At 66.2% G+C, this 24,878-nt stretch carries 23 protein-coding genes; 11 read left to right on the forward strand and 12 right to left on the reverse strand.

The window, feature by feature from the left end; translation table 11 throughout:
• Window positions 1–25 precede the first annotated feature (25 nt).
• Window positions 26–994, reverse strand: a complete 969-nt coding sequence (locus tag ABR323_RS06940; RefSeq protein WP_135272962.1) for a helix-turn-helix transcriptional regulator — start codon at window positions 992–994, stop codon at window positions 26–28.
• Window positions 995–1,074: 80 nt separating this feature from the next.
• Here ABR323_RS06940 and ABR323_RS06945 point away from each other — a divergent pair, with 80 nt between their 5' ends.
• Both ABR323_RS06945 and miaB read left to right on the forward strand, forming a co-directional pair.
• On the forward strand, window positions 1,075–1,695 hold the full coding sequence (locus ABR323_RS06945) for a glutathione S-transferase family protein (protein ID WP_439448756.1): 621 nt from the start codon (window positions 1,075–1,077) through the stop codon (window positions 1,693–1,695).
• A 643-nt stretch (window positions 1,696–2,338) separates the two neighbouring features.
• Entirely contained in the window at window positions 2,339–3,757 is a 1,419-nt protein-coding gene (gene miaB / locus ABR323_RS06950) for a tRNA (N6-isopentenyl adenosine(37)-C2)-methylthiotransferase MiaB (protein ID WP_004151967.1), read from the forward strand.
• 60 nt (window positions 3,758–3,817) lie between these two features.
• On the opposite strand, the gene ABR323_RS06955 is transcribed toward miaB, so the two are convergent.
• Genes ABR323_RS06955 through ABR323_RS06965 form a run of 3 tightly spaced genes read right to left on the reverse strand, consistent with a single transcriptional unit; the run spans window position 3,818 to window position 6,827 of the window.
• Window positions 3,818–4,930, reverse strand: coding sequence for an ABC transporter permease (locus ABR323_RS06955; protein ID WP_439448757.1), 1,113 nt, complete (start codon window positions 4,928–4,930; stop codon window positions 3,818–3,820).
• Window positions 4,927–5,850 carry an ATP-binding cassette domain-containing protein gene (locus tag ABR323_RS06960; protein WP_439448758.1) on the reverse strand — a complete coding sequence of 308 codons (924 nt, stop codon included), beginning with the start codon at window positions 5,848–5,850 and terminating at the stop codon, window positions 4,927–4,929. The genes ABR323_RS06955 and ABR323_RS06960 overlap by 4 nt, the downstream gene beginning before the upstream one ends.
• Window positions 5,851–5,870: 20 nt before the next feature.
• Window positions 5,871–6,827, reverse strand: coding sequence for an HlyD family secretion protein (locus ABR323_RS06965; protein WP_439448759.1), 957 nt, complete (start codon window positions 6,825–6,827; stop codon window positions 5,871–5,873).
• Between the two features lie 481 nt (window positions 6,828–7,308).
• Between ABR323_RS06965 and ABR323_RS06970 the strand changes: the two genes are divergently transcribed.
• The 8 genes from ABR323_RS06970 (at window position 7,309) to ABR323_RS07005 (ending at window position 13,940) form a co-directional block, all read left to right on the forward strand.
• The gene (locus tag ABR323_RS06970; protein ID WP_135272956.1) at window positions 7,309–8,295 is read left to right on the forward strand and encodes a PhoH family protein; all 987 of its coding nucleotides are present in this window, start codon (window positions 7,309–7,311) and stop codon (window positions 8,293–8,295) included.
• Window positions 8,292–8,777, forward strand: coding sequence for an rRNA maturation RNase YbeY (gene ybeY, locus ABR323_RS06975; RefSeq protein ID WP_134734918.1), 486 nt, complete (start codon window positions 8,292–8,294; stop codon window positions 8,775–8,777). Before ABR323_RS06970 ends, ybeY begins: the two co-directional genes overlap by 4 nt.
• 48 nt (window positions 8,778–8,825) lie before the next feature.
• Window positions 8,826–9,434, forward strand: coding sequence for a hypothetical protein (locus ABR323_RS06980; RefSeq protein WP_439448760.1), 609 nt, complete (start codon window positions 8,826–8,828; stop codon window positions 9,432–9,434).
• 75 nt (window positions 9,435–9,509) lie between these two features.
• Window positions 9,510–10,121: a hypothetical protein gene (locus ABR323_RS06985; RefSeq protein ID WP_439448761.1), complete on the forward strand. Its 612-nt coding sequence runs from the start codon at window positions 9,510–9,512 to the stop codon at window positions 10,119–10,121.
• Between the two features lie 27 nt (window positions 10,122–10,148).
• Complete coding sequence (locus ABR323_RS06990; RefSeq protein WP_439448762.1) at window positions 10,149–10,724, forward strand: hypothetical protein; 576 nt, start codon at window positions 10,149–10,151, stop codon at window positions 10,722–10,724.
• 64 nt (window positions 10,725–10,788) lie between these two features.
• A complete protein-coding gene (locus tag ABR323_RS06995; protein ID WP_135272953.1) occupies window positions 10,789–11,670 on the forward strand; it encodes an HlyC/CorC family transporter in 882 nt (293 codons plus the stop codon).
• The gene (locus tag ABR323_RS07000; protein WP_439448763.1) at window positions 11,667–12,911 is read left to right on the forward strand and encodes a lipoprotein N-acyltransferase Lnb domain-containing protein; all 1,245 of its coding nucleotides are present in this window, start codon (window positions 11,667–11,669) and stop codon (window positions 12,909–12,911) included. The genes ABR323_RS06995 and ABR323_RS07000 overlap by 4 nt, the downstream gene beginning before the upstream one ends.
• A gap of 6 nt (window positions 12,912–12,917) precedes the next feature.
• Window positions 12,918–13,940: a magnesium and cobalt transport protein CorA gene (locus ABR323_RS07005; RefSeq protein WP_439448764.1), complete on the forward strand. Its 1,023-nt coding sequence runs from the start codon at window positions 12,918–12,920 to the stop codon at window positions 13,938–13,940.
• 74 nt (window positions 13,941–14,014) lie between these two features.
• Here the strand turns inward: ABR323_RS07005 and ABR323_RS07010 are convergent, their stop codons facing one another.
• The 5 genes from ABR323_RS07010 to ABR323_RS07030 all read right to left on the reverse strand — a co-directional run bounded on the left by ABR323_RS07010 (window position 14,015) and on the right by ABR323_RS07030 (window position 19,668).
• Window positions 14,015–15,379 carry an NAD-dependent succinate-semialdehyde dehydrogenase gene (locus ABR323_RS07010; protein ID WP_439448765.1) on the reverse strand — a complete coding sequence of 455 codons (1,365 nt, stop codon included), beginning with the start codon at window positions 15,377–15,379 and terminating at the stop codon, window positions 14,015–14,017.
• A 63-nt stretch (window positions 15,380–15,442) separates the two neighbouring features.
• Complete coding sequence (locus ABR323_RS07015) at window positions 15,443–16,285, reverse strand: ABC transporter permease subunit (RefSeq protein ID WP_439448766.1); 843 nt, start codon at window positions 16,283–16,285, stop codon at window positions 15,443–15,445.
• On the reverse strand, window positions 16,282–17,214 hold the full coding sequence (locus ABR323_RS07020) for an ABC transporter permease subunit (RefSeq protein ID WP_135272946.1): 933 nt from the start codon (window positions 17,212–17,214) through the stop codon (window positions 16,282–16,284). Before ABR323_RS07020 ends, ABR323_RS07015 begins: the two co-directional genes overlap by 4 nt.
• Entirely contained in the window at window positions 17,211–18,347 is a 1,137-nt protein-coding gene (locus tag ABR323_RS07025) for an ABC transporter ATP-binding protein (protein ID WP_439448767.1), read from the reverse strand. Before ABR323_RS07025 ends, ABR323_RS07020 begins: the two co-directional genes overlap by 4 nt.
• A gap of 181 nt (window positions 18,348–18,528) precedes the next feature.
• Complete coding sequence (locus tag ABR323_RS07030; RefSeq protein ID WP_439448768.1) at window positions 18,529–19,668, reverse strand: M35 family metallo-endopeptidase; 1,140 nt, start codon at window positions 19,666–19,668, stop codon at window positions 18,529–18,531.
• A 362-nt stretch (window positions 19,669–20,030) separates the two neighbouring features.
• On the opposite strand from ABR323_RS07030, the gene ABR323_RS07035 reads away from it, so the two are divergent.
• Window positions 20,031–21,431, forward strand: a complete 1,401-nt coding sequence (locus tag ABR323_RS07035; protein WP_439448769.1) for a flavin-containing monooxygenase — start codon at window positions 20,031–20,033, stop codon at window positions 21,429–21,431.
• Window positions 21,432–21,469: 38 nt separating this feature from the next.
• Here the strand turns inward: ABR323_RS07035 and ABR323_RS07040 are convergent, their stop codons facing one another.
• From ABR323_RS07040 to ABR323_RS07050, 3 genes are all read right to left on the reverse strand, one after another.
• Window positions 21,470–22,579: a polyamine ABC transporter substrate-binding protein gene (locus tag ABR323_RS07040; protein WP_135272942.1), complete on the reverse strand. Its 1,110-nt coding sequence runs from the start codon at window positions 22,577–22,579 to the stop codon at window positions 21,470–21,472.
• A gap of 93 nt (window positions 22,580–22,672) precedes the next feature.
• Window positions 22,673–24,067 carry a glutamine synthetase family protein gene (locus tag ABR323_RS07045; protein WP_439448770.1) on the reverse strand — a complete coding sequence of 465 codons (1,395 nt, stop codon included), beginning with the start codon at window positions 24,065–24,067 and terminating at the stop codon, window positions 22,673–22,675.
• Window positions 24,064–24,825 carry a gamma-glutamyl-gamma-aminobutyrate hydrolase family protein gene (locus ABR323_RS07050; RefSeq protein ID WP_439448771.1) on the reverse strand — a complete coding sequence of 254 codons (762 nt, stop codon included), beginning with the start codon at window positions 24,823–24,825 and terminating at the stop codon, window positions 24,064–24,066. The genes ABR323_RS07045 and ABR323_RS07050 overlap by 4 nt, the downstream gene beginning before the upstream one ends.
• Window positions 24,826–24,878: the final 53 nt, after the last annotated feature.

Raw genomic sequence — 24,878 nt, forward strand, 5'->3', positions numbered from 1 at the left:
GCCCGGGCTTGCCAAGCGACGCGGCTCAGCCTGTGACCGGCGGCACAGCCAACACCTGGCCCAACCCGGTCAAGCGCTGCGCCAACTCATCACGCAGGCCCGGTGGCGTGGTCCACAGCGCCACCGGCAGGCGGTCCAGACTGAGGATCTGCGCCAGCATCATGCCGCGGCTCTCGGCGCCCATGCGCAACAGGCAATGGTCGGCACCGTCCGCCTCCAGCACCCCGCACCACGGCGGAATGCGACCTTCCAGCTCGGCGCGGCTGCCGGCCAGGCGGATGACGGCCTGCAGCGCGAACGGTGCCTGGCTGACTGCCTGCCTCACCATCACATCCGGCGGCGCCGGGGTGCGGCGGTGCAGGCCGGGCTCGGAACATTCGCGTACCACGCCCATCCGGTCCACGCGCAGGGTGCGCCAGTCCTGCCGGCCCAGGTCCCAGGCCAGCAGGTACCAGCGCCGGCCGTAGTTGACCAGGTGCTGGGCCTCGACCTCGCGCTGGGTCACCGCATCCTGTGCGCTGCGGTATTCAAAGGCCAGCCGTGACGCCTGCCGGCAGTGCTGGGCCAGCCGCCCGAGCAGGCGTGCATCGGTGGACGGAAGATCGGACAGGGTGGCGGTGGCTGCATGCACCTCGCCCGCCTGCTGGCGACGACGGGTCGGCACCAGCGGATCGAGCTTGGACAGCAGGCCACGCGCGGTGTCGTCGATGCCGGCCACCGTGGCCGAGGCCGCGCGCAGGGCGATCGCCAGAGTGGTCGCCTCCTCCTCGTCCAGCAGCATCGGCAGTACCGGTGCCCCTGCCCCCAGCTGGTAGCCGCCGCCGACGCCGGACGAGGCCTGCACCGGGTAGCCCAGTTCACGCAGTCGCTCGATATCGCGGCGGATACTGCGCCGGTCCACGCCCATGCGCTCGGCCAGTTCGGCCCCGGACCACTGGCGGCGGGCCTGCAGCAGGGCGATCAGCCGCAGCAGTCGATGGGCGGTATGGCGCATGAAGGATCGAGGACAGAAGTCGTCCGCAATAGTGCCTCAGGATGGGCTCCAGTTCACCACCCACCGCAAGGAGCAATGCCATGACTTCACGCCAGATCACCCTGTACCACGCCGCCCGTTCGCGCTCGAGCGGCGCCGTGGCCCTGCTCGAAGCGCTGGGTGCCGACTACCGCATGCAGGTGCTGGACCTGAAGGCCGGCGCCAACCTGGCCCCGGCCTACCTGGCCATCAATCCGATGGGCAAGGTGCCGGCCATCGTCCACAACGGCGCGCTGGTGACCGAGCAGGTGGCGATCTACCTGTACCTGGCCGACCTGTACCCGGAAGCCGGGCTGGCCCCGCCGATCGGCGACGCCCTGCGCGGCCCCTACCTGCGCTGGATGGCCTTCTATGGCGCCTGTTTCGAGCCGGCGATGATCGACAAGGCGATGCATCGCGAGCCGCCACCGCGCCTGATGTCGCCGTACAACGATGCTGAGACCGTGCTGCAGGTGGTCGAGGCCCAGCTGGCGCAGGGGCCATACCTGCTCGGCGAGATGATGAGCGCCGCCGACGTGCTCTGGGGCAATGCGCTGTTCTGGACCAGCGATTTCGGCCTGCTGCAGCTGGCCCCGGCTACCAAGGACTACGTGGCCCGGATCGGCGCGCTGACCGCGTTCGAGCGTTCGCGCCAGATCGATGCGGAGCTGCTGGCGGCTTGACCGCAGTTGCAGTAGATCCACGCCATGCGTGGATGGACCTGTCCGCCGCGCCCAAGGGACGGAACGCAGCCAGGTATGACCTGGCTCTACTGAAGCCAGCCGAGCGTGGGCTCGGCTCTAAAAGATCGATGCGGAGCTGCTGGCGGCTTGACCGGGATTGCAGTAGATCCACGCCATGCATGGATGGACCTGTCCGCCGCGCCCAGGGACGGAACGCAGCCAGGCATGGCCTGGCTCTACTGAAACCAGCCGAGCGTGGGCTCGGCTCTAAGAGATCGATGCGGAGCTGCTGGCGGCTTGACCGGGGTTGCAGTAGATCCACGCCATGCGTGGATGGACCTGTCCGCCGCGCCCAGGGACGGAACGCAGCCAGGCATGGCGTGGCTCTACTGAAGCCAGCCGAGCGTGGGCTCGGCTCTAAGAGATCGATGCGGAGCTGCTGGCGGCTTGACCGGGGTTGCAGTAGATCCACGCCATGCGTGGATGGACCTGTCCGCCGCGCCCAGGGACGGAACGCAGCCAGGCATGGCGTGGCTCTACTGAAGCCAGCCGAGCGTGGGCTCGGCTCCAAACGGGCGCGGCGGGTGGCGCGGGATGCGGGTAGAATTGCCCGCTTTCCCGCCACCCGAATGGATTAAGCGCCATGACCGGGACGCCAGACGTCTTTCCGCCCGCCACGCCGGGCGGTACCCCGCTCGTTGCCCTGCCCGCTGGTCCGCGCAAGCCTGACCAGGTCAAGGGCAAGCTGTACATCAAGACCCACGGTTGCCAGATGAACGAGTACGACTCGGCCAAGATGGCCGACGTGCTCGCCGCCAGCGATGGCCTGGAACTGACCGACAGCCCGGACGACGCCGACGTCATCCTGGTCAACACCTGCTCCATCCGCGAGAAGGCGCAGGAGAAGGTGTTCAGCCAGCTCGGCGTGTGGAAGGGCCTGAAGAACAAGGGCCGCGAAGTCATCATCGGCGTGGGCGGCTGCGTGGCCTCGCAGGAAGGCGAGGCGATCATCAAGCGCGCGCCGTTCGTCGACCTGGTGTTCGGCCCGCAGACCCTGCATCGCCTGCCCGAGTTGATCCGCGCCCGGCGTGAGCAGAAGCGCCCGCAGGTGGACATCAGCTTCCCCGAGATCGAGAAGTTCGACCGCCTGCCCGAGCCTCGCGCCGACGGCGCTTCGGCCTTCGTGTCGATCATGGAAGGCTGTTCCAAGTACTGCTCGTTCTGCGTGGTGCCCTACACCCGCGGTACCGAAGTCAGCCGCCCGTTCGAGGACGTGGTGGTGGAAGTGGCACAGCTGGCCGCGCAGGGCGTGCGCGAAATCAACCTGCTCGGGCAGAACGTCAACGCCTACCGTGGTCCCTACGGTGATGGCGAATTCGCCGATCTGGGCCTGCTGATCCGCACCATCGCCGAGATTGACGGCGTCGGCCGCATCCGCTTCACCACCTCGCACCCGCTGGAGTTCAGCGATTCGCTGATCGACGCGTTCCGCGACGTGCCGCAGCTGGCGAACTTCCTGCATCTGCCGGTGCAGGCCGGCAGCGACCGCGTGCTGTCGGCGATGAAGCGCGGCTACACCGCGCTGGAATTCAAGTCGAAGATCCGCAAGCTGCGCGCGGTGCGCCCGGACATCTCGATCAGCTCGGACTTCATCGTTGGTTTCCCCGGCGAGACCGATGCCGATTTCGAGAAGACCATGAAGCTGATCGAAGACATCGGCTTCGACCACAGCTTCTCCTTCATCTATTCGCGTCGCCCGGGCACCCCGGCTGCGGACCTGGAGGACACGATCAGCGATGCCGAGAAGCATGCGCGCCTGTCGCGCTTGCAGGAGCGAATCAATGCGCATGCCGCCGGCATTTCCGAGAAGATGGTCGGCACCGTGCAGACCGTGCTGGTGGAAGGGCCCTCGCGCAAGAACCCGAACGAGCTGACCGGCAAGACCGAGAACATGCGTTCGGTGAACTTCCCGGCGCCGGCGCGCCTGATCGGCCAGTTCGTGGACGTGGTGATCACCGAAGCGCTGACCAATTCGCTGCGCGCGCGGGTGGTGGCGGAATAAGGTGTGCCGACCAACGGTCGGCACCTACCGGGGTGGATGCCGACCGTTGGTCGGCATGCCTCAATCCAGCCGCTTGCGGAAACGCAGGATTGCCAGCGTCATCATCACCACGATGAAGGCCAGCAGTGCCAGCGCATCGTGCCATAGCTCCCACAGCGAGGCGCCGCGCAGCATGATGCCGCGCACCAGGCGCAGGAAATGGGTCAGCGGCAGTACTTCGGCCAGCCATTGCACCGGCCGCGGCATGCCCGCGAACGGGAACATGAAGCCCGACAGCAGGATGGACGGCAGGAACAGGAACAACGTCATCTGCATCGCCTGGAACTGCGACCGCGCGCGCGTGGAAATCAGCAGCCCCAGCGCCAGGTTGGCCAGCACCAGCAGCACCGCCGCCAGGTAGATATCGAGCAGGCTGCCGCGGATCGGCACCTGGAACAGCCAGGTACCCAGCACCAACACCAAGGTGGTCTGCAGCAGGCCGATGGCCGCATAGGGCAGCACCTTGCCGACCATCAGTTCGCTGCGCGACACCGGCGTGGCAATCAGCAGCTCCATGTTGCCGCGCTCGCGTTCGCGCACCACCGCCACTGCGGTGAACATCACCAGGGTCATGGTCAGGATCACCCCGATCAGGCCCGGCACGATGTTCACCGCTGAGCGCCGCTGCGGGTTGTAGAAGCTGGTCACGCTGATCGGGCCGCTGGCGATGCTGCCCTCGCGCAGCGGTCGCGTATTGCTGGTCGGGCGCGTGTCCAGCGGCACCTGCGCCAGCTGGATCGCCGCGCTCTGCACCACGGTGTCGCTGCCATCGACCAGCACCTGCACCGCCTCGCGTCCATCGAAGCGACGACGCTCGAAGTCGGCCGGCACCACGACGCCGACACTGATCTCGCCACGGCGCAGCGCCTGCATCAGCTGGTCGGGCGTGTAGGCTTCGCTGCGCGGCGTGATCACGCCGGTGGCCACCATGTCCTGCACCAGCGCGCGCGAGGCGGCACTGTTGGCCTGGTCGGCGACACCGGCGTCGAGGTGGCGCAGGTTGAGGTTGATCGCATAGCCGAACAGCAGCAGCTGCATCACCGGAATGCCGACGATCATCGCCAGCGTGATGCGGTCGCGGCGCAGCTGCCGCAGCTCCTTGAGCATGATCGCCCACAGCCGGCGCAGGTTCATGCCGCTGGCTCCCGGCCTCGGCCGCGGGTGGCGGCCACGAATACATCTTCCAGGTTCGGTGCGACTGCGTCGATCCGGGCCTGTGGATCGGCACTGGCCAGTGCCTGCCGCAATGCCGGCGTGTCGGCGGCTCCCTGGCTGCACAGCACGCGTAGCTGGGTACCGATCTGCGCCACGCTCAGCACGCCGGGCAGTTCGGCCAATGCGCGGGCGGCCTTGCGCGGCTGCGCCGACGTGACCTGCAACGTGCGGCCGTCCAGCTGTGCACACAGTTCGGCCGGCGTGCCATCGGCGACCAGCGCGCCGCGATCGAGGATCGCCAGCCGGTGGCAGCGTTCGGCCTCGTCCATGTAGTGGGTCGATACCAGCACGGTGGTACCGGCGTCGGCAAGCTCGAACAGGGCCTCCCAGAAATCGCGGCGCGATTCAGGATCGACCGCGCTGGTCGGCTCGTCCAGGAACAGCAGTTCCGGCCCATGTATCACCGCGCCAGCCAGCGCCAGCCGCTGCTTCTGTCCACCACTGAGGGTACCGGCCAGCTGCGGTTGCCGGTCCTGCAGGCGGTACTGCTGCAGCAGCGCGTCGATCCGTTGCCGCGCCTGCGTACGTGGCAGGTCCTGGATGGCGGCGAGGAACTCCAGGTTCTCGCGCACCGACAGGTCTTCATACAACGAGAAGCGCTGGGTCATGTAACCAATGCGCCGGCGCAGTGCCTCGGCCTGCTCCGGCACCGCCAGGCCAAGCACTTCAATCTGCCCCGCACTCGGTTCAAGCAGGCCGCACAGCATGCGGATGGTGGTCGACTTGCCGGACCCGTTCGGGCCGAGAAAGCCGTACACCTGCCCGCGCGGCACGGTCAGGTCGACGTTGTCCACGGCCAGCAGATCGCCGAAGCGGCGGGTCAGGCCCTGCGCATGCACCGCGATGTCCGCACTGGTGTTCAGAAGCGCACCTGCACTGGCAGGCCGGCGGGCAGCTTCTGCATGTCAGCGGTCGCGTCAACTTCGATCTCGGCGAGATAGCTCAAGCGTTCGACGTCATCGCCGGTCAATGCGTAGTACGGGGTGAACGACGGTTCGCTGCGGATCGCGCGTACGTGCCCCTTCAGGAGGGTGCTTCCCCCCTCCAGCTGTATCTGCGCGGTCTGTCCGACCTTGACCTGCAGCCGCAGCGGCTGCGGCAGGTAGACGCGTGCATAGGGGCGCTCGCCGACCAGCATCACCGCCAGCGGCGCCCCGACCGGCGCCTGGTCGCCCTGCCGGTACGGCAAGGCATCGACCACGCCATCGCGCGGCGCACGCAGTTGCAGCTTCTGCCGGTTGACGCCCTGCACCACCTGCTGTGCCTGCGCGGCATCGGCGGCCGCCTGGCCCTGGGCAATGTCCTGCACGCGGCTGCCGTGCACCAACTCCAGCCAGGCCTGCTCGGCGGCACGTACGCTGGCCTCGGCGTTGCCAGCGGCGGCGCGCGCACGATCCAGCTCGGCGGCGGCGATCAGGCGCTGGCGTGCCAGCGGCTGCACGCGTCGGTAGTAGGCAACGGCTTCGGCAGACTGCGCGCGCAACGCGGCCAGTTGGGCCTGGGCCTGCGCGACCTGTTCCTGGCGCGGGCCGATCTTCAGCTCTTCCAACTGCGCCTGTGCACGCACCGTGTCGGCCTGCGCTGCAGCGAACTGCGCGTCGCCGCGGGCCGGGTCCAGCTGCATCAGCACAGCCCCGGCCTTGACCTGCTGGCCTTCGCGCACCTCCACCGTGGCGATCACTTCGGACGCCGGTGCCGGCACCGTGATCCGGTCCCACTCCAGCGTGCCCAGCGCAGTCGGCGTTGACTGCCCACACCCCGCCAGCAGGCCGATACCCGCCAACCCGATTCCACGCATCCCGTTGCTGATGCCCATGCCATCCCCTCCTGCGACGGCGCCACGGTGCCATGCGCCCCGTGCACCCTCAATGATTCCGATCAGCCCTGACGGTTTTTTCACCACGTGCACGCAGGCCTTTTGCTGCAAGGCTCCGCGGCACCTGTCCACAGGTTGATTCAGCATCATTCCACAGCCCGTGTGGAGAACCGGCCACATGCAGCCGGGTTGCTCGCCCGGCAACGAAACATGCGCTGCCATCACGACGAACCTGCGCGCACATGCCCGCCGCGATCGGATGCCAAGACAGCGGCCGGCCTTGACGCTTTTTTCACCACGACCTCATGGGCCTTGTGGCACAAGCATTGCGACGGTCTATCCACAGGTTTCCGCGCGCCCCGTCCACACCGGGTGTGGAAAACGCTGTATCGACCGCCTGCTGGCCGCGCGGCCCGTGCGCGCGCTACCCTTGTCCTCCCTGAATACACTGCGGTGGAAGGCGCCCGCCCCACCCAAAGCAATGAAAAGCATCGATCATCGAGACTTCACCCTGTCGCCGGAAGACAACGAGCGACTGGCCAACCTGAGCGGCCCCTTCGACGGCCACCTGCGCCAGATCGAGCTGAAGCTCGGTGTGGAGATCGCCAACCGTGGCTTCGTGTTCCGCATCAGCGGGCCGAACGAGGCCATCGTCGAGGCGCAGAAGCTGGTTGAGGCGCTGTACGCCGAAGCCGGCGAGACCACCTTCGACAACCATGCCATCCACCTGCGCCTGGCCCAGGCCAACGTCGAGCAGATCGCCGAACGGTCCTATGAAGCGCAGGACGTGGCGATCAAGGTCAAGCGCGGCACCGTGCGTGGCCGCGGCGCCAACCAGTCCCGCTACCTGCACCAGATCGCCAGCCACGACATCAATTTCGGCGTCGGTCCGGCCGGCACCGGCAAGACCTTCCTGGCCGTGGCCAGCGCGGTTGAAGCCCTGAATGAATCGCGGGTGCAGCGCCTGATCCTGGTGCGCCCGGCGGTCGAAGCCGGCGAGAAGCTCGGCTTCCTGCCCGGAGACCTGAGCCAGAAAGTCGACCCCTACCTGCGACCGCTGTACGACGCCCTGTACGAAATGATGGGCGTGGAGAAGGTGGTCAAGCTGCTCGAGCGCAACGTCATCGAGATTGCGCCGCTGGCCTATATGCGTGGCCGCACGCTCAACGACGCGTTCGTGATCCTGGACGAAGCGCAGAACACCACCATCGAACAGATGAAGATGTTCCTGACTCGTCTGGGCTATGGCTCCACCGCAGTGGTTACCGGTGACCTGACCCAGACCGACCTGCCCAAGCACCTGAAGTCGGGGCTGCGCGATGCCATCGACGTGCTGCGCGAGGTCGAGGGCGTCAGCTTCACCTTCTTCGAATCCCGCGACGTGGTCCGCCATCCGCTGGTGGCACGTATCGTCAGCGCCTACGACCGCCGCGACCTGCATCAGATCCAACCTGGAGCGACTCCATGACCCGTGGTCCCGTGCGACTGGACGTCGCCGTCAGTTATGCATTGCCGCGTGCCGGCCTGCCGGCGGCCGTGAGCTTCCGCAAGTGGGTGGCCGCCGCACTGAAGGGCCGCATCCGCGAGGCCGACCTGGCCATCCGCGTGGTAGACGCCAAGGAAGGCCAGTCGCTGAACCGCCACTACCGCGGCAAGGACTACGCGACCAACGTCCTCAGCTTCCCCGCTGACGTCCCCGAAGGCCTGCCCAAGGGCGTCAAGTTCCCGCTGCTGGGCGACCTGGTGATCTGTGCACCGGTGGTGGCGCGGGAGGCCGACGAACAGGGCAAGGCGCTCAACGCCCATTACGCGCACCTGACCGTGCACGGCGTACTGCACCTGCTCGGCTGGGACCACGAGGACGACAAGGAAGCCGAGGCGATGGAGCAGCTGGAGCGCGACATCCTGGCCGAGCTCGGCATCGCCGATCCGTACGCAGGCGAGCGCTGACACCGGGCTCTGTTCCGAGCCCACGCACTCACGGAAGAGGAGCGCAGCATGACCCTGCCCGCACTTGTGCTTGCCGCGCTACTGCAGTCCGGGGCAGGCCTGATGCCCGATCCTGACCGTCCCTCACCGCTCCCCACCAGCGACAGCGAGGCCGACATCGCCGCAAAGATCGTCGAACTACGGGCGTTCTTCGGCAGCAGCGAGCGCGACACTCGCAACATCGTCGCCACTGCCCAGCAACGGGCGCTGATCGAGCGCCTGGAAGCGCGGCACGCGGCACGTCTGGCCGGCATCTGGGTGGACAATGCGAGGGGCTGGAACGTTGTGGTGCGACTGACAGGCACCGCACCCGAGGCCGATGAGGCACATCCAGGGGCGGATGGCCCGCAACGTGTGCACTACATCACCGGTGCCGCGATGACCGAAGCGGAGATGAAGCGCCGCCTGCACGCACAGCGGGACTGGCTGCGGGCCCAGCTGCCCGACCTGTTCGGCTATAGCCTGGATGTCAAGACCGGGGAGCTGGAGGTTGAGCTGCGGGATACCCAAGCCAACCGCGCGACGGCAGCGGCCGTGCGTGACCACCTGCAGGTGCAGCTGGGCTACCCGGTCAGGCTGCGCTGGTACCCGGCGACCACGCGCTGGAATTCGCCCTGACTGCGCCCGGGCTGGAGTGCCACCCCACGCGCTGCGCTATTGTTCAACACCGGCCAGGACGCGGAAGGAAAAAGGATGAACCCAGGGAACGGCTTCATGACGATTACGATGGCTGCCGGCCTTTTCGCCATTCTGCTGGTGCTGGGCGCGCGTGCAGTTCGCCGTGTAAGCGCGCGCGACCCCAGCGGGCAGCACTGGCTGCTGCGCACGCTGGCACTGCTGTCACCGGCGTGCGTCATTGCCAGCCTGGCGGTCGGCGTGATCGGGCCTCACCTGCTGCAACAGCGGCACGGGATGAGCACCACGATGGGCCTGGTGACGAGCGCGCTGCTGCTGATGCTGATTGGCGCGCTCACCGCGCCGGTGGCCTGGCGTGTGGTGGTCCAGCAGCGCCTGCGACGCTCGGCGGCGACGTTGCCGTTCTTCCATGCGTCAACCGCCTCACTCTGGCTGTTGTACGCGCTCTGCGCGATGTACATGCCGCTGGCAAGGGCCGCCGAACCCGCGCTGATGCCCTGGCTCGAACAGCCGGGCCCGCTACAGTTGGTGGCCCAGGGGCTGCTCACGGTCCTCCACGCCTCCATGAAGGCGGTGCTGCTCACCCTGCCGGTGATGGGGCTACGCGCCCTGCTGACCCGCGGCCGCCGCAGCAGCAAGGCTGAGAACCCGCGCCCGTCAACGCTATGATGTCCGGCCCGCCTGCGGAACCTGCCCGTGTCCCTGCGTTGCTGCCTGCCTCTGCTGTGTGCCTTTGCGGTGCCTTCGGCCCTCGCCTCAAGTCTTGACCTTCCGGCCCTGATCGAATGCCGCCAGGGCGTGGCCGAGCAGGCCGCGCTGGCGCCGCTGCTGGCCGACCCGCTAAAGGCCGTGGCCCAGGGCCTGCAGCCGCTGCCGCAGGGCAACCAGTTCATGAGCGAGTACCGCCTGGCCCAGCCGATCAGCGTATTTGGCACGACCACCGAGCGTGTGGCGGTGGCCGGGGCCAGCGTCATGGCGATCCTCGACCAGGCCGATCCACGGCCGCTGGCCAAGCGGCTGGCACTGGAGACCGGCTACGACCAGGACGGCAAGTTCATGGCCGGCCGCGAGCTGGTCAGCCGCGACGTCACCGACCCGAAGACCGGCGAGGCCCAGATCGAGTCGGTCATCCTCAGCGTCTCCACCGTGGCCTCCCACCCCGGCAGAACCCTGGCCGGGTGCACCTACAGTCTGGACCTGCCCGAAGAAGAAGCCCCCCGGCCTGAACTGGCACCGGCGCCGATCACCGGGCCGGGCAGCGACCGCCACTGACAGGCCGCCACATCCTGCTAGACTTGGGCCAACGCCCGGCCTGCCGGGTGCCTTTTTTCCAGAGATGTCAGAAGACGACAGTAGTAGCTCCCCCGCGGAGCACAGTGAAAAGAAGCGCGGCTGGCTTGAACGCCTGACTTCCGCCTTCTCCGGCGAACCCCATACCCGCGACGAGCTGGTCGCTGTCCTGCACACCGCGCAGGAAGAGGGTCTGATCGCCGCCGATACCCTGAAGATGATGGAAGGCGCCATTTCGGTAGCCGAGCTGACCGTGGGCGACGTGATGATCTCGCGCTCGCAGATGGTCTCGCTGCCGGTCGAAGCGCCCTTCCTGGAACTGATGAAGCAGGTGGTCGAATCCGGCCATTCGCGCTTCCCGGTGCACGGCGAGAACAAGGACGACATCCTTGGCATCCTGCTGGCCAAGGACCTGCTGCGCGGCGTCGTCGCCGACAATGGTCCGGCCAACGTACGCGAGCTGCTGCGCCCGGCGGTGCTGATCCCCGAGGCAAAGAAGCTCAACGTGCTGTTGAAGGAATTCCGCCTGTCGCGCAACCACATGGCCATCGTGGTGGACGAGTACGGCGGTGTCGCCGGCCTGGTCACCATCGAGGACGTGCTGGAGCAGATTGTCGGCGACATCGACGACGAGCACGACGAGGCCGAGGACCAGTCGGCGCAGATCGCCATCCAGTCCGATGGCCAGTACGTGGTCGACGCGCTGACCGCGATCGGCGACTTCAATGAGCGCTTCGGTGCCACCTTCTCCGACGAGGACTACGACACCATCGGCGGCCTGGTCACCGAGGCGGTTGGGCATCTGCCGGAAGTCGGTGACGAGCTGGCGCTGGACCGCTTCCTGTTCCGCGTGGCCCGCGCAGATGCGCGCCGGGTGCAGGCCTTCCACGTGACCGTGCTGCCGCCGGACGCGCAGGACGACGCTTGAAGCGCCGCGGACTGATCCTGACCGTGTGGCTGGCGCTGTGTGTGCTGGCCATGGCCGTTCCGCTGGCTGCGTTTGCCCAGCCCTCGCCGGCCACGCCAGCGCCGGCCAGCATCGAAGCCCCTGCCCCGCGCATCGGCGTGGTCACCATGCAGCCGGGCACGGTGTTCTTCGAGCGCTTCGGTCACGATGCCATCGTCGTGATCGATCCGGTCAGCGGCGAGGCGACGTCGTACAACTTCGGCTACTTCGATCCGTCCGAGGATGATTTCATCGGCCGCTTCGTGCGCGGCGACATGATGTATTACCTGGTGGCGCTGCCGCTGCAGCAGGACCTGTCGTACTACGACGAGACCGGCCGCGGTGCCAGCGTGCAGTGGCTGGACCTGCGCCCGGACCAGGCACGTGCGCTCGCTGCCGATCTGGCCGAGCGGGCCAAGCCGGAAAACGCGCGCTACCACTACGACTACTACACCGCCAACTGCGCCACGATGGTGCGCGACACGGTGGACAAGGCACTGAGCGGCGGCCTGCAGTCGCAGCTGTCGGGGCGCTCGCGTGGCAATACTTACCGCAGTGAATCGGTGCGCCTGGCGTCGCCGGCACCGTGGATGTGGCTGGGCTTCGACGTCGGCCTCGGGCCGTTCGCCGACCAGCCGCTGTCGCGCTGGCAGGAAGCCTTCGTGCCGATGCGGCTGGCCGATGCACTGCGCCAGGCACGCAACAGCGATGGGCGTCCGCTGGTGCAGTCCGAACAGGAGCTGCTGCCGCACCGTATCGATGCGGAGCCGAAGGAATTCGCGCGCCGTTGGTGGCCGTGGCTGCTGCTCGGGCTGGTCGTCGCCGGCGGCGTGCTGGCGCTGCGCCGCCGCCCGCGCCTGCTGGCCGGGCTGGCGCTGCCGTTCTGGCTGCTGTGTGCCGTCGCTGGCGGCCTGCTGGTATTCCTTTGGGGCTTCAGTACCCACTACGCCGCCTGGGCAAACCGCAACCTGCTGCTGCTTTCGCCGCTGGCTGTTCTGCTGCTGCCAGGGGCCATCGCCCTGCTGAGCCGACGCGTGCCCGGGCGCATGTTCAGGGTCGTGCTGTGGCTGCTGGCAGTGCAGGCCGTGGCCGCGCTGGTGCTGCACTGGCTGAGCCTGCAGGCGCAGTACAACGTGCAGTGGATCGTGCTGCTGCTGCCTGTCCACGTCGCACTGGCGTGGGTGCTGGGGCGCCGTCCTCACTTGTCCAAAACACAGCCCTGACGCACGATGGCGGGCATGTCATTGCCCGCCTCTGCTGCCGCTCCCGCCTCGGCCAACCCCGCCTGCGTCATCAACTGCGTCCACTACGATGACGAGGGCAAACGCCACGACATCAGCCTGGATACCATCAGCGATGTCATTGCCAGTGGCAATGGCTTTGTCTGGGTCGGCCTGTACGATCCCAACGAGGATGTGCTGCTGAAACTGCAGGAAGAATTCTGCCTGCACGACCTGGCCATCGAGGATGCGCGCAATGCGCACCAGCGGCCCAAGGTGGAAACCTACGGCAACTCGATGTTCGTGGTGGTGACCACCGCGCAGATGGTCGACGAGCGCATCCAGTACGGCGAAACCCATGCCTTCCTCGGCCCACGCTTCCTGGTGACGGTGCGCCATGGTGCGTCGCTGTCCTACGCGCCTGTGCGTGCGCGAGTGGAACGCGAGCCGCAGCTACTGAAGATGGGCCCGTCGTACTGCCTGTACGCGGTGACCGACTTCGTGGTCGACAACTATCTGCCGATCGTGCACCGCTTCCGCGACACCCTGGACCTGCTGGAAAAGGACATCTTCGCCGACACCTACAAGCGCAGCACGGTGGTACGGCTGTACGAGCTCAAGCGCGAACTGAACAAGATGCGGATGGCGGTGGCGCCGCTGCAGGACGTGTTGGCGCAGCTGCGCCGCTACCAGGGCGAACTGATTCCGGACGAAGTGAAGCTGTACATCCGAGACGTGCACGACCATGCGGTACGCATCAGCGATGTGATCGACACCCTGCGCGAGATGCTGGGTACGGCACTGAGCGTGAACCTGTCGCTGGTGACGCTGGCGCAGGGCGAGACCGTCAAGCGCCTCGGTGCATGGGCCGCGCTGCTGGCGGCGCCGACGCTGATCACCAGCTGGTACGGCATGAACTTCAGCCACATGCCGGAGCTGAGCCAGCCCTGGTCCTACCCGCTGATGATTGTCGGCGTGGGTGGTGTGTGCGTGGGGTTGTACCGGTTGTTCAAGCGCGCGAAGTGGTTGTGACCCGCTTCTGGTAGTGCCGGCCGCTGGCCGGCAACCAGGCAATGCCGGCCAGCGGCCGGCACTACCGTTCGGCATCAAGCTACGTAGACGGTCTTGATGTTCATGAACTCATGGATGCCATGGTCGGCCAGTTCGCGGCCGAAGCCGGACTGCTTGCTGCCGCCGAACGGCAACCGCGCATCGCTCTTGACGATGGCATTGACGAAAGCCGCGCCGCATTCCATGCGCTGGGCGAAACGTTCGCCGCGCACTGGGTCGCCCGTCCACACGCTGCCGCCCAGTCCGAATCGAGTGTCGTTGGCTACCCGCAGTGCCTCGGCCTCGTCAGCAACCCGGATCACCGCAGCCACCGGACCGAACAGTTCCTCGTCGTACGCCGGCATACCCGGGCCGACCTGATCGAGCACAGTGGCCGGGTAACCGGCGTGCGTGCCCGCAATCGGCTCACCACCCACCAGCGCCCGCGCGCCCTTGGCCACGCTGGCCTGCACCTGCTTGTGCAGTTCGTCGCGCAGGTCGGCACGTGCCATCGGTGCCAGCGTGGTGCCACGCTCGTTGGGGTCGCCGTACTGGCGCTCGCCCGCAGCGTCCACGAATCGTCGGGTGAATTCATCAGCCACCGCCTCGACCACGATGAAGCGCTTGGCCGCGATGCAGGTCTGCCCGCTGTTGTCGAAGCGCGACTTCACGGCCGCCGCTACGGTTTTGTCCAGGTCGGCATCGTCGAGCACTACGAAGGCATCGCTGCCGCCCAGCTCCATCACCGACTTCTTCAGTTGGCTGCCGGCATTGGAGGCAATCGAGCGCCCTGCCCGCTCGCTGCCGGTCAGGGTCACGGCCTTCACCCGTGCATCGCGCAGCACGTCGGCGGCCTGGTCGTTGTCGATGTGCAGCACGTCGAACACGCCGTCCGGCAGGCCGCCGTCACGGCACACTGCCAGGATCAGGTCGGCGCACTGCGGCACGTTGCTGGCGTGCTTCAGCAGGGCCACGTTGCCGGCCATGAAGGCCGGAGCCAGGAAACGAAACACCTGCCAGATCGGGAAGTTCCACGGCATCACCGCGAACACGCAGCCGATCGGCTCGTAGCGCACATAGCTGCGCTGGGCTTCGGTGTCGATCAGCTGCGGCTTCAGGTAGTCGGCGGCGTGGTCGGCGTAGTACTCGCAGGCCGCTGCGCACTTGTCGACTTCGGCCAGAGCCTCGGCCTTGAGCTTGCCCATCTCGTGGGTCATGGCCTGCTGCAGGTCATCGCGACGGGCCCGCAACTGTGCAGCGATCTGGCGCAGGATGGCGCCGCGTTCCTGCAGCGAGTGATCGGCCCAGCCGGGGAAGGCATCGGCAGCGGCCTGCAGGCGCTGCTCGATGTCGGCTGCGCCCATCAGTTCATGGCGGTAGGTCACCTGACCGGTGGCCGGGTTGATGATCTCGACGGTCATGGGGGGTCTCCATCTGGAAGACCCCCATTGTGCGCCGCCGGCCGTGAGCCGGATGTTGCCGGATCAGCCGTTGTCCTGACGTGCCAGCTGCAGGTCGCGCTGGCGTCGCTTCTCCGCGCGCGCGTTGATGTACCAGCCGATCACCGCGGCGATCGACACCGCCGACACCAGCAGCGTGGCCAACGCATTGATCTTCGGGCTGATGCCCATGCGCACCGAGGCGAACACCTTCATCGGCAGCGTGGTCGAGCCCGGCGTGGCGACGAAGCTGGCCACCACCACGTCATCCAGCGACAGGGTGAACGCCAGCAGCCAGCCTGCCACCAGCGCCGGCGCGATGATCGGCAGGGTGATGCGGCCGAACACGGTCAACCGGCTGGCCCCCAGATCCATCGCCGCTTCTTCCAGCGACAGGTCCATTTCCTGCAGCCGCGAAGACACCACCACGGTGACGAAGCACAGGGTGAAGGTGACGTGGGCGATCCAGATGGTGGCAAGCCCGCGCGCCGGGAAGCCGGGAATCGCCCCCATCGAGGCGAGCAGCGCCATCAACGAGAAGCCCAGGATCACATCCGGCATCACCAGCGGCGCGGTCACCAGCGCACCGAACAGCGGTTTGCCACGAAAGCGCTTGAAGCGGGTCATCACCATCGCCGCCAGCGTGCCGAGCACGGTGGCCGTGCAGGCGGTCCAGAACGCGATCACCAGGCTGGTCCACATCGCATCCATCAGCGCGCGGTCGGCGAACAGGTCGCTGTAGGCGCGGGTGGAGAACCCGGCCCAGACCATCGCCAGCCGCGAGCTGTTGAACGAATAGAACATCAACAGCAGGATCGGCAGGTACAGGAAGGCGAAGCCGAGCAGCAGCACCCCCAGCCCCAGGCCCTTAGCGCTACGTGGGCTCATGCCTGCTTCCCTTCCAGCAGGCGCTGTTGGGAACGGTTGAACAGCAGGATCGGCACCAGCAGCAACAGGATCATCGCCACCGCCATCGCCGAGGCGCCCGGCCAGTTGCGGTTGTTGAAGAACTCGTTCCACAACTGACGGCCGACCATCAGCGTCTCCGACCCACCCAGCATCTCGGGGATCACGAACTCACCGATGGCCGGAATCATCACCAGCATGCAGCCGGCGATGATGCCCGCCTTCGACAGCGGCAGGGTGATGCGCAGAAACGCCTGCCACGGCTTGGCGCCGAGGTCGTAGGCCGCTTCCAGCAGACGGTGGTCATGCTTGACCAGGTTGGCGTACAGCGGCAGCACCATGAACGGCAGATAGCAGTAGACGATGCCGATGTAGGCCGCCGTTGGGGTGTCGATCAGCTGCAGTTTCGGCAGGCCCATCGACGTCATCAGCGACTGCAGGCCGGTGTACTGCAGGAACTGGTCGAGCAGGCCGTTGCGGTCCAGGATCGCCTTCCACGCATACACACGGATCAGGAACGAGGTCCACGACGGCAGCACCACCAGCATCATCGCCACGTTGCGCGCGGCCGGCGACAGTCGGGCGATGGCATAGGCCATCGGGTAGCCGATCAGCAGCGTGAAGAAGGTAGAGATGGCCGCGATCTTGATCGAACTCAGGAACGCCTGCGCGTAGATCGAATCACGGAACAGCGCGAGATAATTCTCGAGATTGAGCTTCAGCGAAAACGCGCCGTCCACGTACTGCAGCAGCCAGGTGTACGGCGGCGAACCAACCCGGCTGTGCGAGAAACTGATCATCAGCACGATCAGGAACGGCACCGCGAAGAACAGCAGCAGCCACAGGTACGGAATTCCGATGACCGTGGCACGCGTGCCCGGCAGCCAGCGCTTCAGGCCCGCCGTGCTCATGAGGTCAGCACCACGCCGTCGTTGTCACGCCAGTGCACCCACACCTCGTCGCCCCAGGTCAGGCCATCGCTGGCCCATCGCTGCGAGTTGGCGAAGTTGGCCAGCACTTTGGCGCCGCTGGGCAGGCGGACGTGGTAGACCGAGTGGCTGCCGAAATAGGCGATGTCTTCGATCACGCCCTGCGCCTTGTTGGTATGCCCTTCCGGTTCATCCTTGCCGATCATCACCTTCTCCGGACGCAGCGCGAACGCGACCGGCTGCCCTTCATAACCGGTGATGCCGTGGGCGATGTAGACCGGTGCCGGGAACAGCGGCGAACGCACGGTCACGTACTCGGGCAGATCCTCGTCGATCACGCCGTCGAACAGGTTGACCGAACCGATGAACTCGGCGACGAAGCGGTTGGCCGGCTGCTCATAGACCTCATCGGGCTTGCCGACCTGCTGGATCCAGCCGGCATCCATCACCGCGATGCGGGTGGCCATGGTCATCGCTTCTTCCTGGTCGTGGGTGACCATCACGCAGGTCACGCCCGACGACTCGATGATGCTGACCAGTTCCAGCTGCATCTGCGAGCGCAGCTTCTTGTCCAGCGCGCCCATCGGTTCGTCCAGCAGCAACAGCTTGGGCCCCTTGGCCAGCGACCGCGCCAGCGCCACGCGCTGCTGCTGGCCGCCGGACAGCTGGTGCGGCTTGCGCTTGCCCAGGTGGCCCATCTGCACCAGGTCGAGCATCTCGCCGACGCGCTTGCTGATCACATCCTTGCCCAGGCCGTCCTGCTTCAGGCCGAAGGCGATGTTCTGCTCGACCGTCATGTGCGGGAACAGCGCATAGGACTGGAACATCATGTTGACCGGCCGCTGGTACGGCGGCAGCGCGTCCAGGCGCTGGCCATCGAGGGTGATGCTGCCCTTGGTGGGCGTCTCGAAGCCACCCAGGCAGCGCAGCAGGGTCGACTTGCCACTGCCGGAGCCACCGAGCAGGGCAAAGATCTCGCCCTTGCGCACGTCCAGATTGACGTCGTCGACGGCGACGAAACCGTCGAATTCCTTGCGCAGGTCACGAATGGAGAGATAGCCGGGCGCACCGGTCGTGTCGACGACGGTGGCTACCGGCTGGGCTTCAACGGGCATGGGGGCTCCGGGAGCGGGCGGTGGACAGCGGCCGCCATTCTAACGGCCGGGGGCCGCTGGGGATATGACGGGAGCTGGCAAGAGGACGCTGAGGCATTGGCCCGCGGCCCCGCCATTCCCGCCCCTACCTACGCACCAATACGAGTGTTACAAAGTAACACCACCCTTCACGCGCCGCCAATCAGTTCTCATTGCCATGATTGTCAGCAAAGTACTCGTATCCGTATGAGTGCTCAGATGCCAGATCACGTGCCGTCCTAGCGACGTAGCGCGCGTCTTCCGGGCTTGGAAACTGCTCGTCCAAATCGGTCGTTCCAAGTGCGTAGGTATCGGAAAAATGAGTTGCCTCATGGTAGATGGTCGCCGCCTTTGACCCAGAGGGCACATTGGGACCTACCGGGAGATCGAAAAAACGCGGGCAGTAATTCACAACATAAGGAACTGCAGTGGAGATCCAGGCATTGGTGTCTCCAACCATCTCTTCCGGGCAATCGCAAGAAGGTGGCTTGAGCAATGCGAACCGGGTAGCGACTCCCGAGACTGTCTTTCTGATCCGGTCATTCACCGGATTTGCGATGTTGGGATCACCATGCTCACCGAACCACGACCTGTAGCGAGCAGTCTCTTTGAAAGTCACGAGAATGGATGATTCTCCGACCTCATACCCATAAAGCGACTCCAGATAGTTCTTCGAACTGCGGGCAATACCCGCCGCGGCGGCAATCCCCGCCGTTACCTCCTTCAATCGGGCTGGCGGGCAGGATGTCACTCGGGATGCCTCCTGCAGCACAGTTTCGGCGCTCTGGCCTGCACGAGGCAGCGGAGCGACGATCAGCATCGAGACGGGAGAGGTGGAAGCCTCCTTGTCGATCGCAGTCGCTCCTGCGGCCTCCGTACCGTCAAGAATCCTGTATCTAAGAATCGGAGCGGAAATCTTATATGTCTGACCCGGACGAAGCTCATAGTTCAGGGAAAGATTGACCTGTCGAACAAGTCGCTGCCCAGGCTCCAGCGTCAGCGTTTTCTCCCGAGCTGCGGTACTCAGGTGGGCGATGATTCCACGATATGCGGCTGCATCTCCATCCTGCGAAACGACAAGAAACGCATCATTCCACAGCCTTCCATCCTGCAGGACTCTGGGCAGCCCCCTCTCGGGAATGCTGAGCGCCACTGCGCCGGAATTGATGTAGGTGACGTGGACCACGACGTCAGCCATGGCGGCTCCAGCTGCCTGCTTCATCTGCACGGACAACTGCGCATTTGCGGAAGCAGCCCCGGCCAGAAATATGATTGCCGAACCGATCCAGGATATGGCTTTCATTATTCACTTCCTTGATGTGCATGGACAACAAGCATCTGTGACATGAGAATAAAAATGCAAGAAATCGACGAGCGAATACTGATCCACTCGCCATTTTCCAGCATTTTTGGCACTGTACCCTGCTCCAGGGAATTCTCGGCTGGGGAAGGCGGCTGCACCCGCTGTGGGTGGAAGCGGCCGCTGGCCGGTCCCGGGGGCCCGAGGGGTGTCGGTTTTCCCCCGCCATGGTGGCCTGTCCGCTCAAAGGCCCAGGCTCCCCGGTCGCCCATGCGGCCGTCCCGGCCAGGCGCCACGGGCGTTGGCCCGATCTGCAACGTTTTTCAGAACGGGATCTGTTGAAGGCCCGGGGCATTCCCCGCGCAATGGCCCGGATCAAGGCCTTGCATGGACCCACCCTGGTGATTTCCCCGGACAGCCCCTCCCCTTTCCCGTCCCGCCTGCCGGACTCGCTGCCTGCGAGGCTGCCGTTGGTCATCATCGGCGCCGGCCAGGCTGGGTTGTCCCTCAGTGCGCTCCTGCAGGAGGCCGGCGTCGAGCATTGCGTGCTGGAGGCCGAAACCGTGGGCGCCAGCTGGCAGCGGCGCTGGGATTCGTTCCAGACCAACACCGCCAACGCGACGATGGCCCTGCACGGTCATGCCTATGCCGGCGATGACCCGGACGGCTTCATGGGTGCCCCGGAGGTGATCCGCCGGCTGCGCGACTATGCCCACGAGCGCTCGTTGCCGATCAGCGAGGGATGCGTGGTACAGCGGGTCAGGCCTGAATCCGGCGGTTACGCCATCGACAGCAGCCAGGGGCCGATCCATGCCCGCGCGGTGGTGGTCGCCACCGGTGAATACCGCCGCGCGCGGATGCCCCGGGTCCCGTTCGCACCCGCGCCAAGCCTTACGGCGCTGCACTCCGGCGACTATCGCAGCGCCCACCAGCTGCCCGATGGCGCAGTGCTGGTCATCGGGGGTGGCCAGTCCGGCGCACAGATTGCCCAGGACCTGCGCGACAGCGGTCGCAACGTGTACTGGTCACTGGCCCAGCGTCATTCGCATACCCGCCGGCTGCGCGGCAAGGACTCGATGACCTGGTGGGACATGGCCGGGCGCATCCACCAGCATGTGAGTGAAGCGGCCGCCGTACTGGCCGAACAACCGGATGCGCTGCGCAAGGCCCGCACCGCGGAGTTCCCGCTGATCTCCGGCAAGGGAAGCGCCGGCCTGGGCAGCTCGATCAGCCTGCTGGCGATGCACCGCGCTGGCATCAGGCTGCTGGGCCGGTTGCAGGAATTCAATGGAAACATCGCCCGCTTCGCCGATGTCCGCCCGCAGCTGCACACCGCAATCGCGGCGACGCGCGCCGAATACGCCTATCTCGATTCGCTGGCCAGCGCGTACTACGCCACACGGCCCGAACCGCGCACCGACGATGCCCGCTACATTCCCGAAGAGGTCTATCTGCACTGGGAGCCGCAACCGTCGCCGGGCGAACTGGATCTGCAGGCCACAGGCATCCGCTCGGCGGTGCTGGCCACCGGTTTCGTCGCCGAATGGCCCTGGCTCGACGTGCAGGACGCGCTGGATGCGCACGGCTATCCGCTCGGCGAGTTTGGTATTTCCCCGCAGCCGGGGCTGTTCTTCATCGGCATGCACAACCTGCAGCGGATGAGCTCGTCGTTCCTGTGCAACGGCGGCCGCGATGCACGCGACCTGCTGCCGGCCATCCTGCAGCACCTGGGCCGGAGCGGGAGTACCGGCTCCGGCGCAGGGTAAGGGAGCCGCCGGGCATGGCCCGGCGCTAACGGAGCCGCTTAACGACCGGTCTTCACCTCGGTCCACAGCCGGGTGTAGAGCTTGTCGGTCTCCGGCGTGTTGATCGAATAGGTGAACATCTTCTCGGCCACGTCGGCCGGCGGGTAGATGGTCGGGTCGGTACGGATCGCCTCATCCACCAGCGGGGTCGCGGTCGGCACCGGGTTGGCGTAATGGATGAAGTTGGTGTTGGCCGCGGCGACCTTCGGCTGCAGCAGGTAGTTGATGAACGCGTAGGCCGCTTCCGGGTGCTTGGCATCCTTCGGGATCGCCAGCATGTCGAACCACTGCGGGGCACCTTCCTTCGGGATCGAATAGGCCACGTGCACGCCATTGCTGGCTTCCTCGGCGCGGTCGCGGGCCTGGATGATGTCACCCGACCAGCCCACCACCAGGCAGGTGCCGCCGTTGGCCAGCGAACCCACGTACTGCGAGGAGTGGAAGTTCTGCACGTACGGGCGGATCGACTTCAGCAGGTCCGCCGCCTTCTGCAGCTCGGCCGGGTCGCCACTGTGCGGGTCCAGGCCGAGGTAATGCAGCGCAATCGGAATCATGTCGGCCGGCGTGTCCAGAATGGTCACGCCGCAGTCCTTCATCTTGCTGATGTTTTCCGGCTTGAACACCAGATCCCAGCTGTTGGCGATGTCGGCGCTGCCGCCAAAGCGCTGCTTCAGCATCTCCACGTTGTAGCCGATGCCGGTGGTACCGATCATGTACGGCACGCCGTACTGGTTGCCTTCATCCTGCGTGGCGATGCGCTTCATCACCGCCGGATCGAGGTTGGCCAGGTTCGGGATCTTGCTCTTGTCCAGCGGCAGGAACACGCCGGCCTGGATCTGGCGACCGAAGAAGTTCAGGGTCGGCACCACCACGTCGTAGCCACTGTTGCCGGCCAGCAGCTTGGTCTCGACCATCTCATCGCTGTCGAACACATCGTAGGTCACCTTGATTCCGCTCTCCTTTTCGAAGGTCGGAATGGTGTCTTCGGCGATGTAGTCGCTGTAGTTGTAGACGTTCAGGACCTGGCTGTCCTGAGCGCCACCGTTGCCACCGCTGCAGGCGGCAAGCATGGCCGAGGCCAGGCCGAGCGTGAGGATACGCAGCTTCATCGGGTGCTCCAGTAATGCGGGAAAGGGAGGCCGGCGGGGCCGGCAACGGGTGCCAGCCTACCCCCCGGCGACGGATTTTTCTATTCCAGATGCTCAGACGTTCAGCAGCAGGAACTCGCGCTCCCACGAGCTGATGACACGGAAGAAGGTCTCGTATTCCTTGCGCTTGACCGAGATGTAGGCGCGGCAGAAGCGCTCGCCCAGCAGCGCCTGCAGCTCGCTGCACTGCTCCAGCCCGTCCAGCGCTTCACCCAGCGAGCGCGGCAGGTTGTAGCCCAGTTCCTTGGCGCTGCCGGTCACCGGCGCATCCGGTGCCAGCTGCTCGCGGATGCCCAACAGGCCGCAGGCCAGGGTCGCGGCCATCGCCAGGTAGGGGTTGGCGTCGGAACCGGCGAAGCGGCTTTCCACACGCATGTTCTCCGGCGTATCCAACGGCACACGCAGGCCGCAGGTGCGGTTGTCGAAGCCCCAGTGCACGTTGCTTGGCGAGACTTCGCCGAACACCAGCCGGCGATAGGAATTCACGTTCGGCGCGAAGAACGCCATGGCCATCGGCACGTACTTCTGCAGGCCAGCCAGGTAATGGGCGAACAGCGGGCTGAAATCCTCACCGCCGTGCTCGCCAGTGAACACGTTCTGCCCATCGCTGATGCGCAGCAGGCTCTGGTGGATATGCATGGCACTGCCCGGCTCGTTCTCCATCGGCTTGGCCAGGAAGGTGGCATACACCCCGTGACGCATCGCCGATTCGCGCATGGTGCGCTTGAACAGGAACACCTGGTCTGCCAGGTCCATCGCGTTGGCATGGGTGAAGTTGACTTCCAGCTGCGCTGCACCGGACTCGTGGATCAACGTGTCCACGTCCAGCTTCATCGCATCGCAGTAGTCGTACATCAGGTCGAGGATGGGATCGAATTCGTTGACCGCATCAATCGAGTACGACTGCCGCGCGGTTTCCGGGCGTCCCGAGCGGCCGGCCGGCGGCAGCAGCGGGAAGTCCGGGTCGGTGTTCTTCTGCACCAGGAAGAACTCCAGCTCCGGCGCCACCACAGGCCGAAGGCCCAGCGCGGTGTAGGCATCCAGCACCCGTCGCAGCACATTGCGTGGCGCCAGTTCGTGCGGCTCGCCGGTCTTGGTGTAGCAATCGTGGATGATCTGCGCGGTCGGATCGGTGGCCCACGGCACCATGCGCACGGTATCCGGGTCCGGGCGCAGGATCATGTCCGAATCCGATGGCGAGGTCAGGTCGTAGTAGTCGTCCGGGAACTCGCCGGTAACCGTGGTGGCGAAGATGCCTTCCGGCAACCGTGTACCGTAGTCATGCGAGAACTTGTCGGCGGGAATGATCTTGCCGCGCGCATTGCCGGTGATGTCCGGCACCAGGCATTCAACCTCGGTGATGCGCCGCTCCTTCAGCCAGCGCAGCAGGCTGCTTTCCTGGGGTGCGGGGGGCGTGGCCGTCTTGCGCGGGCGCGTTCGGGAACTCATCGGGAATCCAGTCGGTTCTGTTTGTGCTGCCGGCAAGCTTGGCCGAACGCACGGAAAATAGCGTGATAGAACGGCGCCTGCATGACACGCCACTCCGGGTGCCACTGTACGCCGAGCACGAAACCATGGTGCAGGCTGCGTGCCGCCTCGACCAGCCCATCATCGGCCACGGCCTCGACCTGCAGGCCCTGCGCGAGGCGGGCAATGCCCGGCCCGTGCACCGAATTGACCTGCGCCCAGTCATTGCCGTGCCACTGCGCCAACCAGCCATCGGCGGCCAGGGTGACCGCGTGGGCCGGCCCGTACTGCACTTCCACCGGCGCCTGCGGGTCTTCGCGATGGTCGGCCAGGCCAGGCACCGCGTGCACCTGCGGGTGCAGGCTGCCACCGAGCGCCACATTCAATTCCTGGAAGCCTCGACAGATCGCCAGTACCGGAAGGTCCAGCGCCAAAGCCTCGTGCAGCAACGCGAAGGCATTGGCATCACGGGCCGGGTCATGCGGATTGCCCGGCCAGCTGCGGCCGCCCTCGTAGTGTTGCGGTTCGATGTTGCTGACCGCGCCGGTCAACAACAGTCCGTCGAGCCCCTGCAGCCAGTCGCCAGCCGGCAAAGGAGGCTGCAGGCTCGGCAACACCAACGGGGTCACTTCGGCGGCATCGGCCAGCGCGCGCACGTACTTCTCGCCGGCCACCGCGAAACGGTGATGGCCGAGCACGGTACTGTCGGTGGGCAGGCCGACCCAGGGCAGGCGGCGCATGGGAAAACTCCTTGGCGTGCGAACACGTTACCCGCCGGCCAACGAAGGCGGCA

It is taken from the genome of Stenotrophomonas sp. ATs4 (assembly GCF_051861585.1).
In the GTDB taxonomy this organism is placed as follows: Bacteria; Pseudomonadota; Gammaproteobacteria; order Xanthomonadales; family Xanthomonadaceae; genus Stenotrophomonas; species Stenotrophomonas maltophilia_AS.

Bases quoted from the DNA above. Each gene is read 5' to 3' on its own strand.
- ABR323_RS07005 (WP_439448764.1), top strand. From the start codon at position 12,918: ATGGCGGGCATGTCATTGCCCGCCTCTGCTGCCGCTCCCGCCTCGGCC.
- ybeY (WP_134734918.1), top strand. From the start codon at position 8,292: ATGACCCGTGGTCCCGTGCGACTGGACGTCGCCGTCAGTTATGCATTG.
- miaB (WP_004151967.1), top strand. From the start codon at position 2,339: ATGACCGGGACGCCAGACGTCTTTCCGCCCGCCACGCCGGGCGGTACC.
- ABR323_RS06965 (WP_439448759.1), bottom strand. From the start codon at position 6,827: ATGGGCATCAGCAACGGGATGCGTGGAATCGGGTTGGCGGGTATCGGC.
- ABR323_RS06985 (WP_439448761.1), top strand. From the start codon at position 9,510: ATGAACCCAGGGAACGGCTTCATGACGATTACGATGGCTGCCGGCCTT.
- ABR323_RS06995 (WP_135272953.1), top strand. From the start codon at position 10,789: ATGTCAGAAGACGACAGTAGTAGCTCCCCCGCGGAGCACAGTGAAAAG.
- ABR323_RS06945 (WP_439448756.1), top strand. From the start codon at position 1,075: ATGACTTCACGCCAGATCACCCTGTACCACGCCGCCCGTTCGCGCTCG.
- ABR323_RS07045 (WP_439448770.1), bottom strand. From the start codon at position 24,067: ATGAGTTCCCGAACGCGCCCGCGCAAGACGGCCACGCCCCCCGCACCC.
- ABR323_RS07020 (WP_135272946.1), bottom strand. From the start codon at position 17,214: ATGAGCACGGCGGGCCTGAAGCGCTGGCTGCCGGGCACGCGTGCCACG.
- ABR323_RS07040 (WP_135272942.1), bottom strand. From the start codon at position 22,579: ATGAAGCTGCGTATCCTCACGCTCGGCCTGGCCTCGGCCATGCTTGCC.
- ABR323_RS07010 (WP_439448765.1), bottom strand. From the start codon at position 15,379: ATGACCGTCGAGATCATCAACCCGGCCACCGGTCAGGTGACCTACCGC.
- ABR323_RS07050 (WP_439448771.1), bottom strand. From the start codon at position 24,825: ATGCGCCGCCTGCCCTGGGTCGGCCTGCCCACCGACAGTACCGTGCTC.
- ABR323_RS07030 (WP_439448768.1), bottom strand. From the start codon at position 19,668: ATGAAAGCCATATCCTGGATCGGTTCGGCAATCATATTTCTGGCCGGG.
- ABR323_RS07025 (WP_439448767.1), bottom strand. From the start codon at position 18,347: ATGCCCGTTGAAGCCCAGCCGGTAGCCACCGTCGTCGACACGACCGGT.
- ABR323_RS06955 (WP_439448757.1), bottom strand. From the start codon at position 4,930: ATGAACCTGCGCCGGCTGTGGGCGATCATGCTCAAGGAGCTGCGGCAG.
- ABR323_RS07015 (WP_439448766.1), bottom strand. From the start codon at position 16,285: ATGAGCCCACGTAGCGCTAAGGGCCTGGGGCTGGGGGTGCTGCTGCTC.
- ABR323_RS06970 (WP_135272956.1), top strand. From the start codon at position 7,309: ATGAAAAGCATCGATCATCGAGACTTCACCCTGTCGCCGGAAGACAAC.
- ABR323_RS06940 (WP_135272962.1), bottom strand. From the start codon at position 994: ATGCGCCATACCGCCCATCGACTGCTGCGGCTGATCGCCCTGCTGCAG.
- ABR323_RS06980 (WP_439448760.1), top strand. From the start codon at position 8,826: ATGACCCTGCCCGCACTTGTGCTTGCCGCGCTACTGCAGTCCGGGGCA.
- ABR323_RS07035 (WP_439448769.1), top strand. From the start codon at position 20,031: ATGGCCCGGATCAAGGCCTTGCATGGACCCACCCTGGTGATTTCCCCG.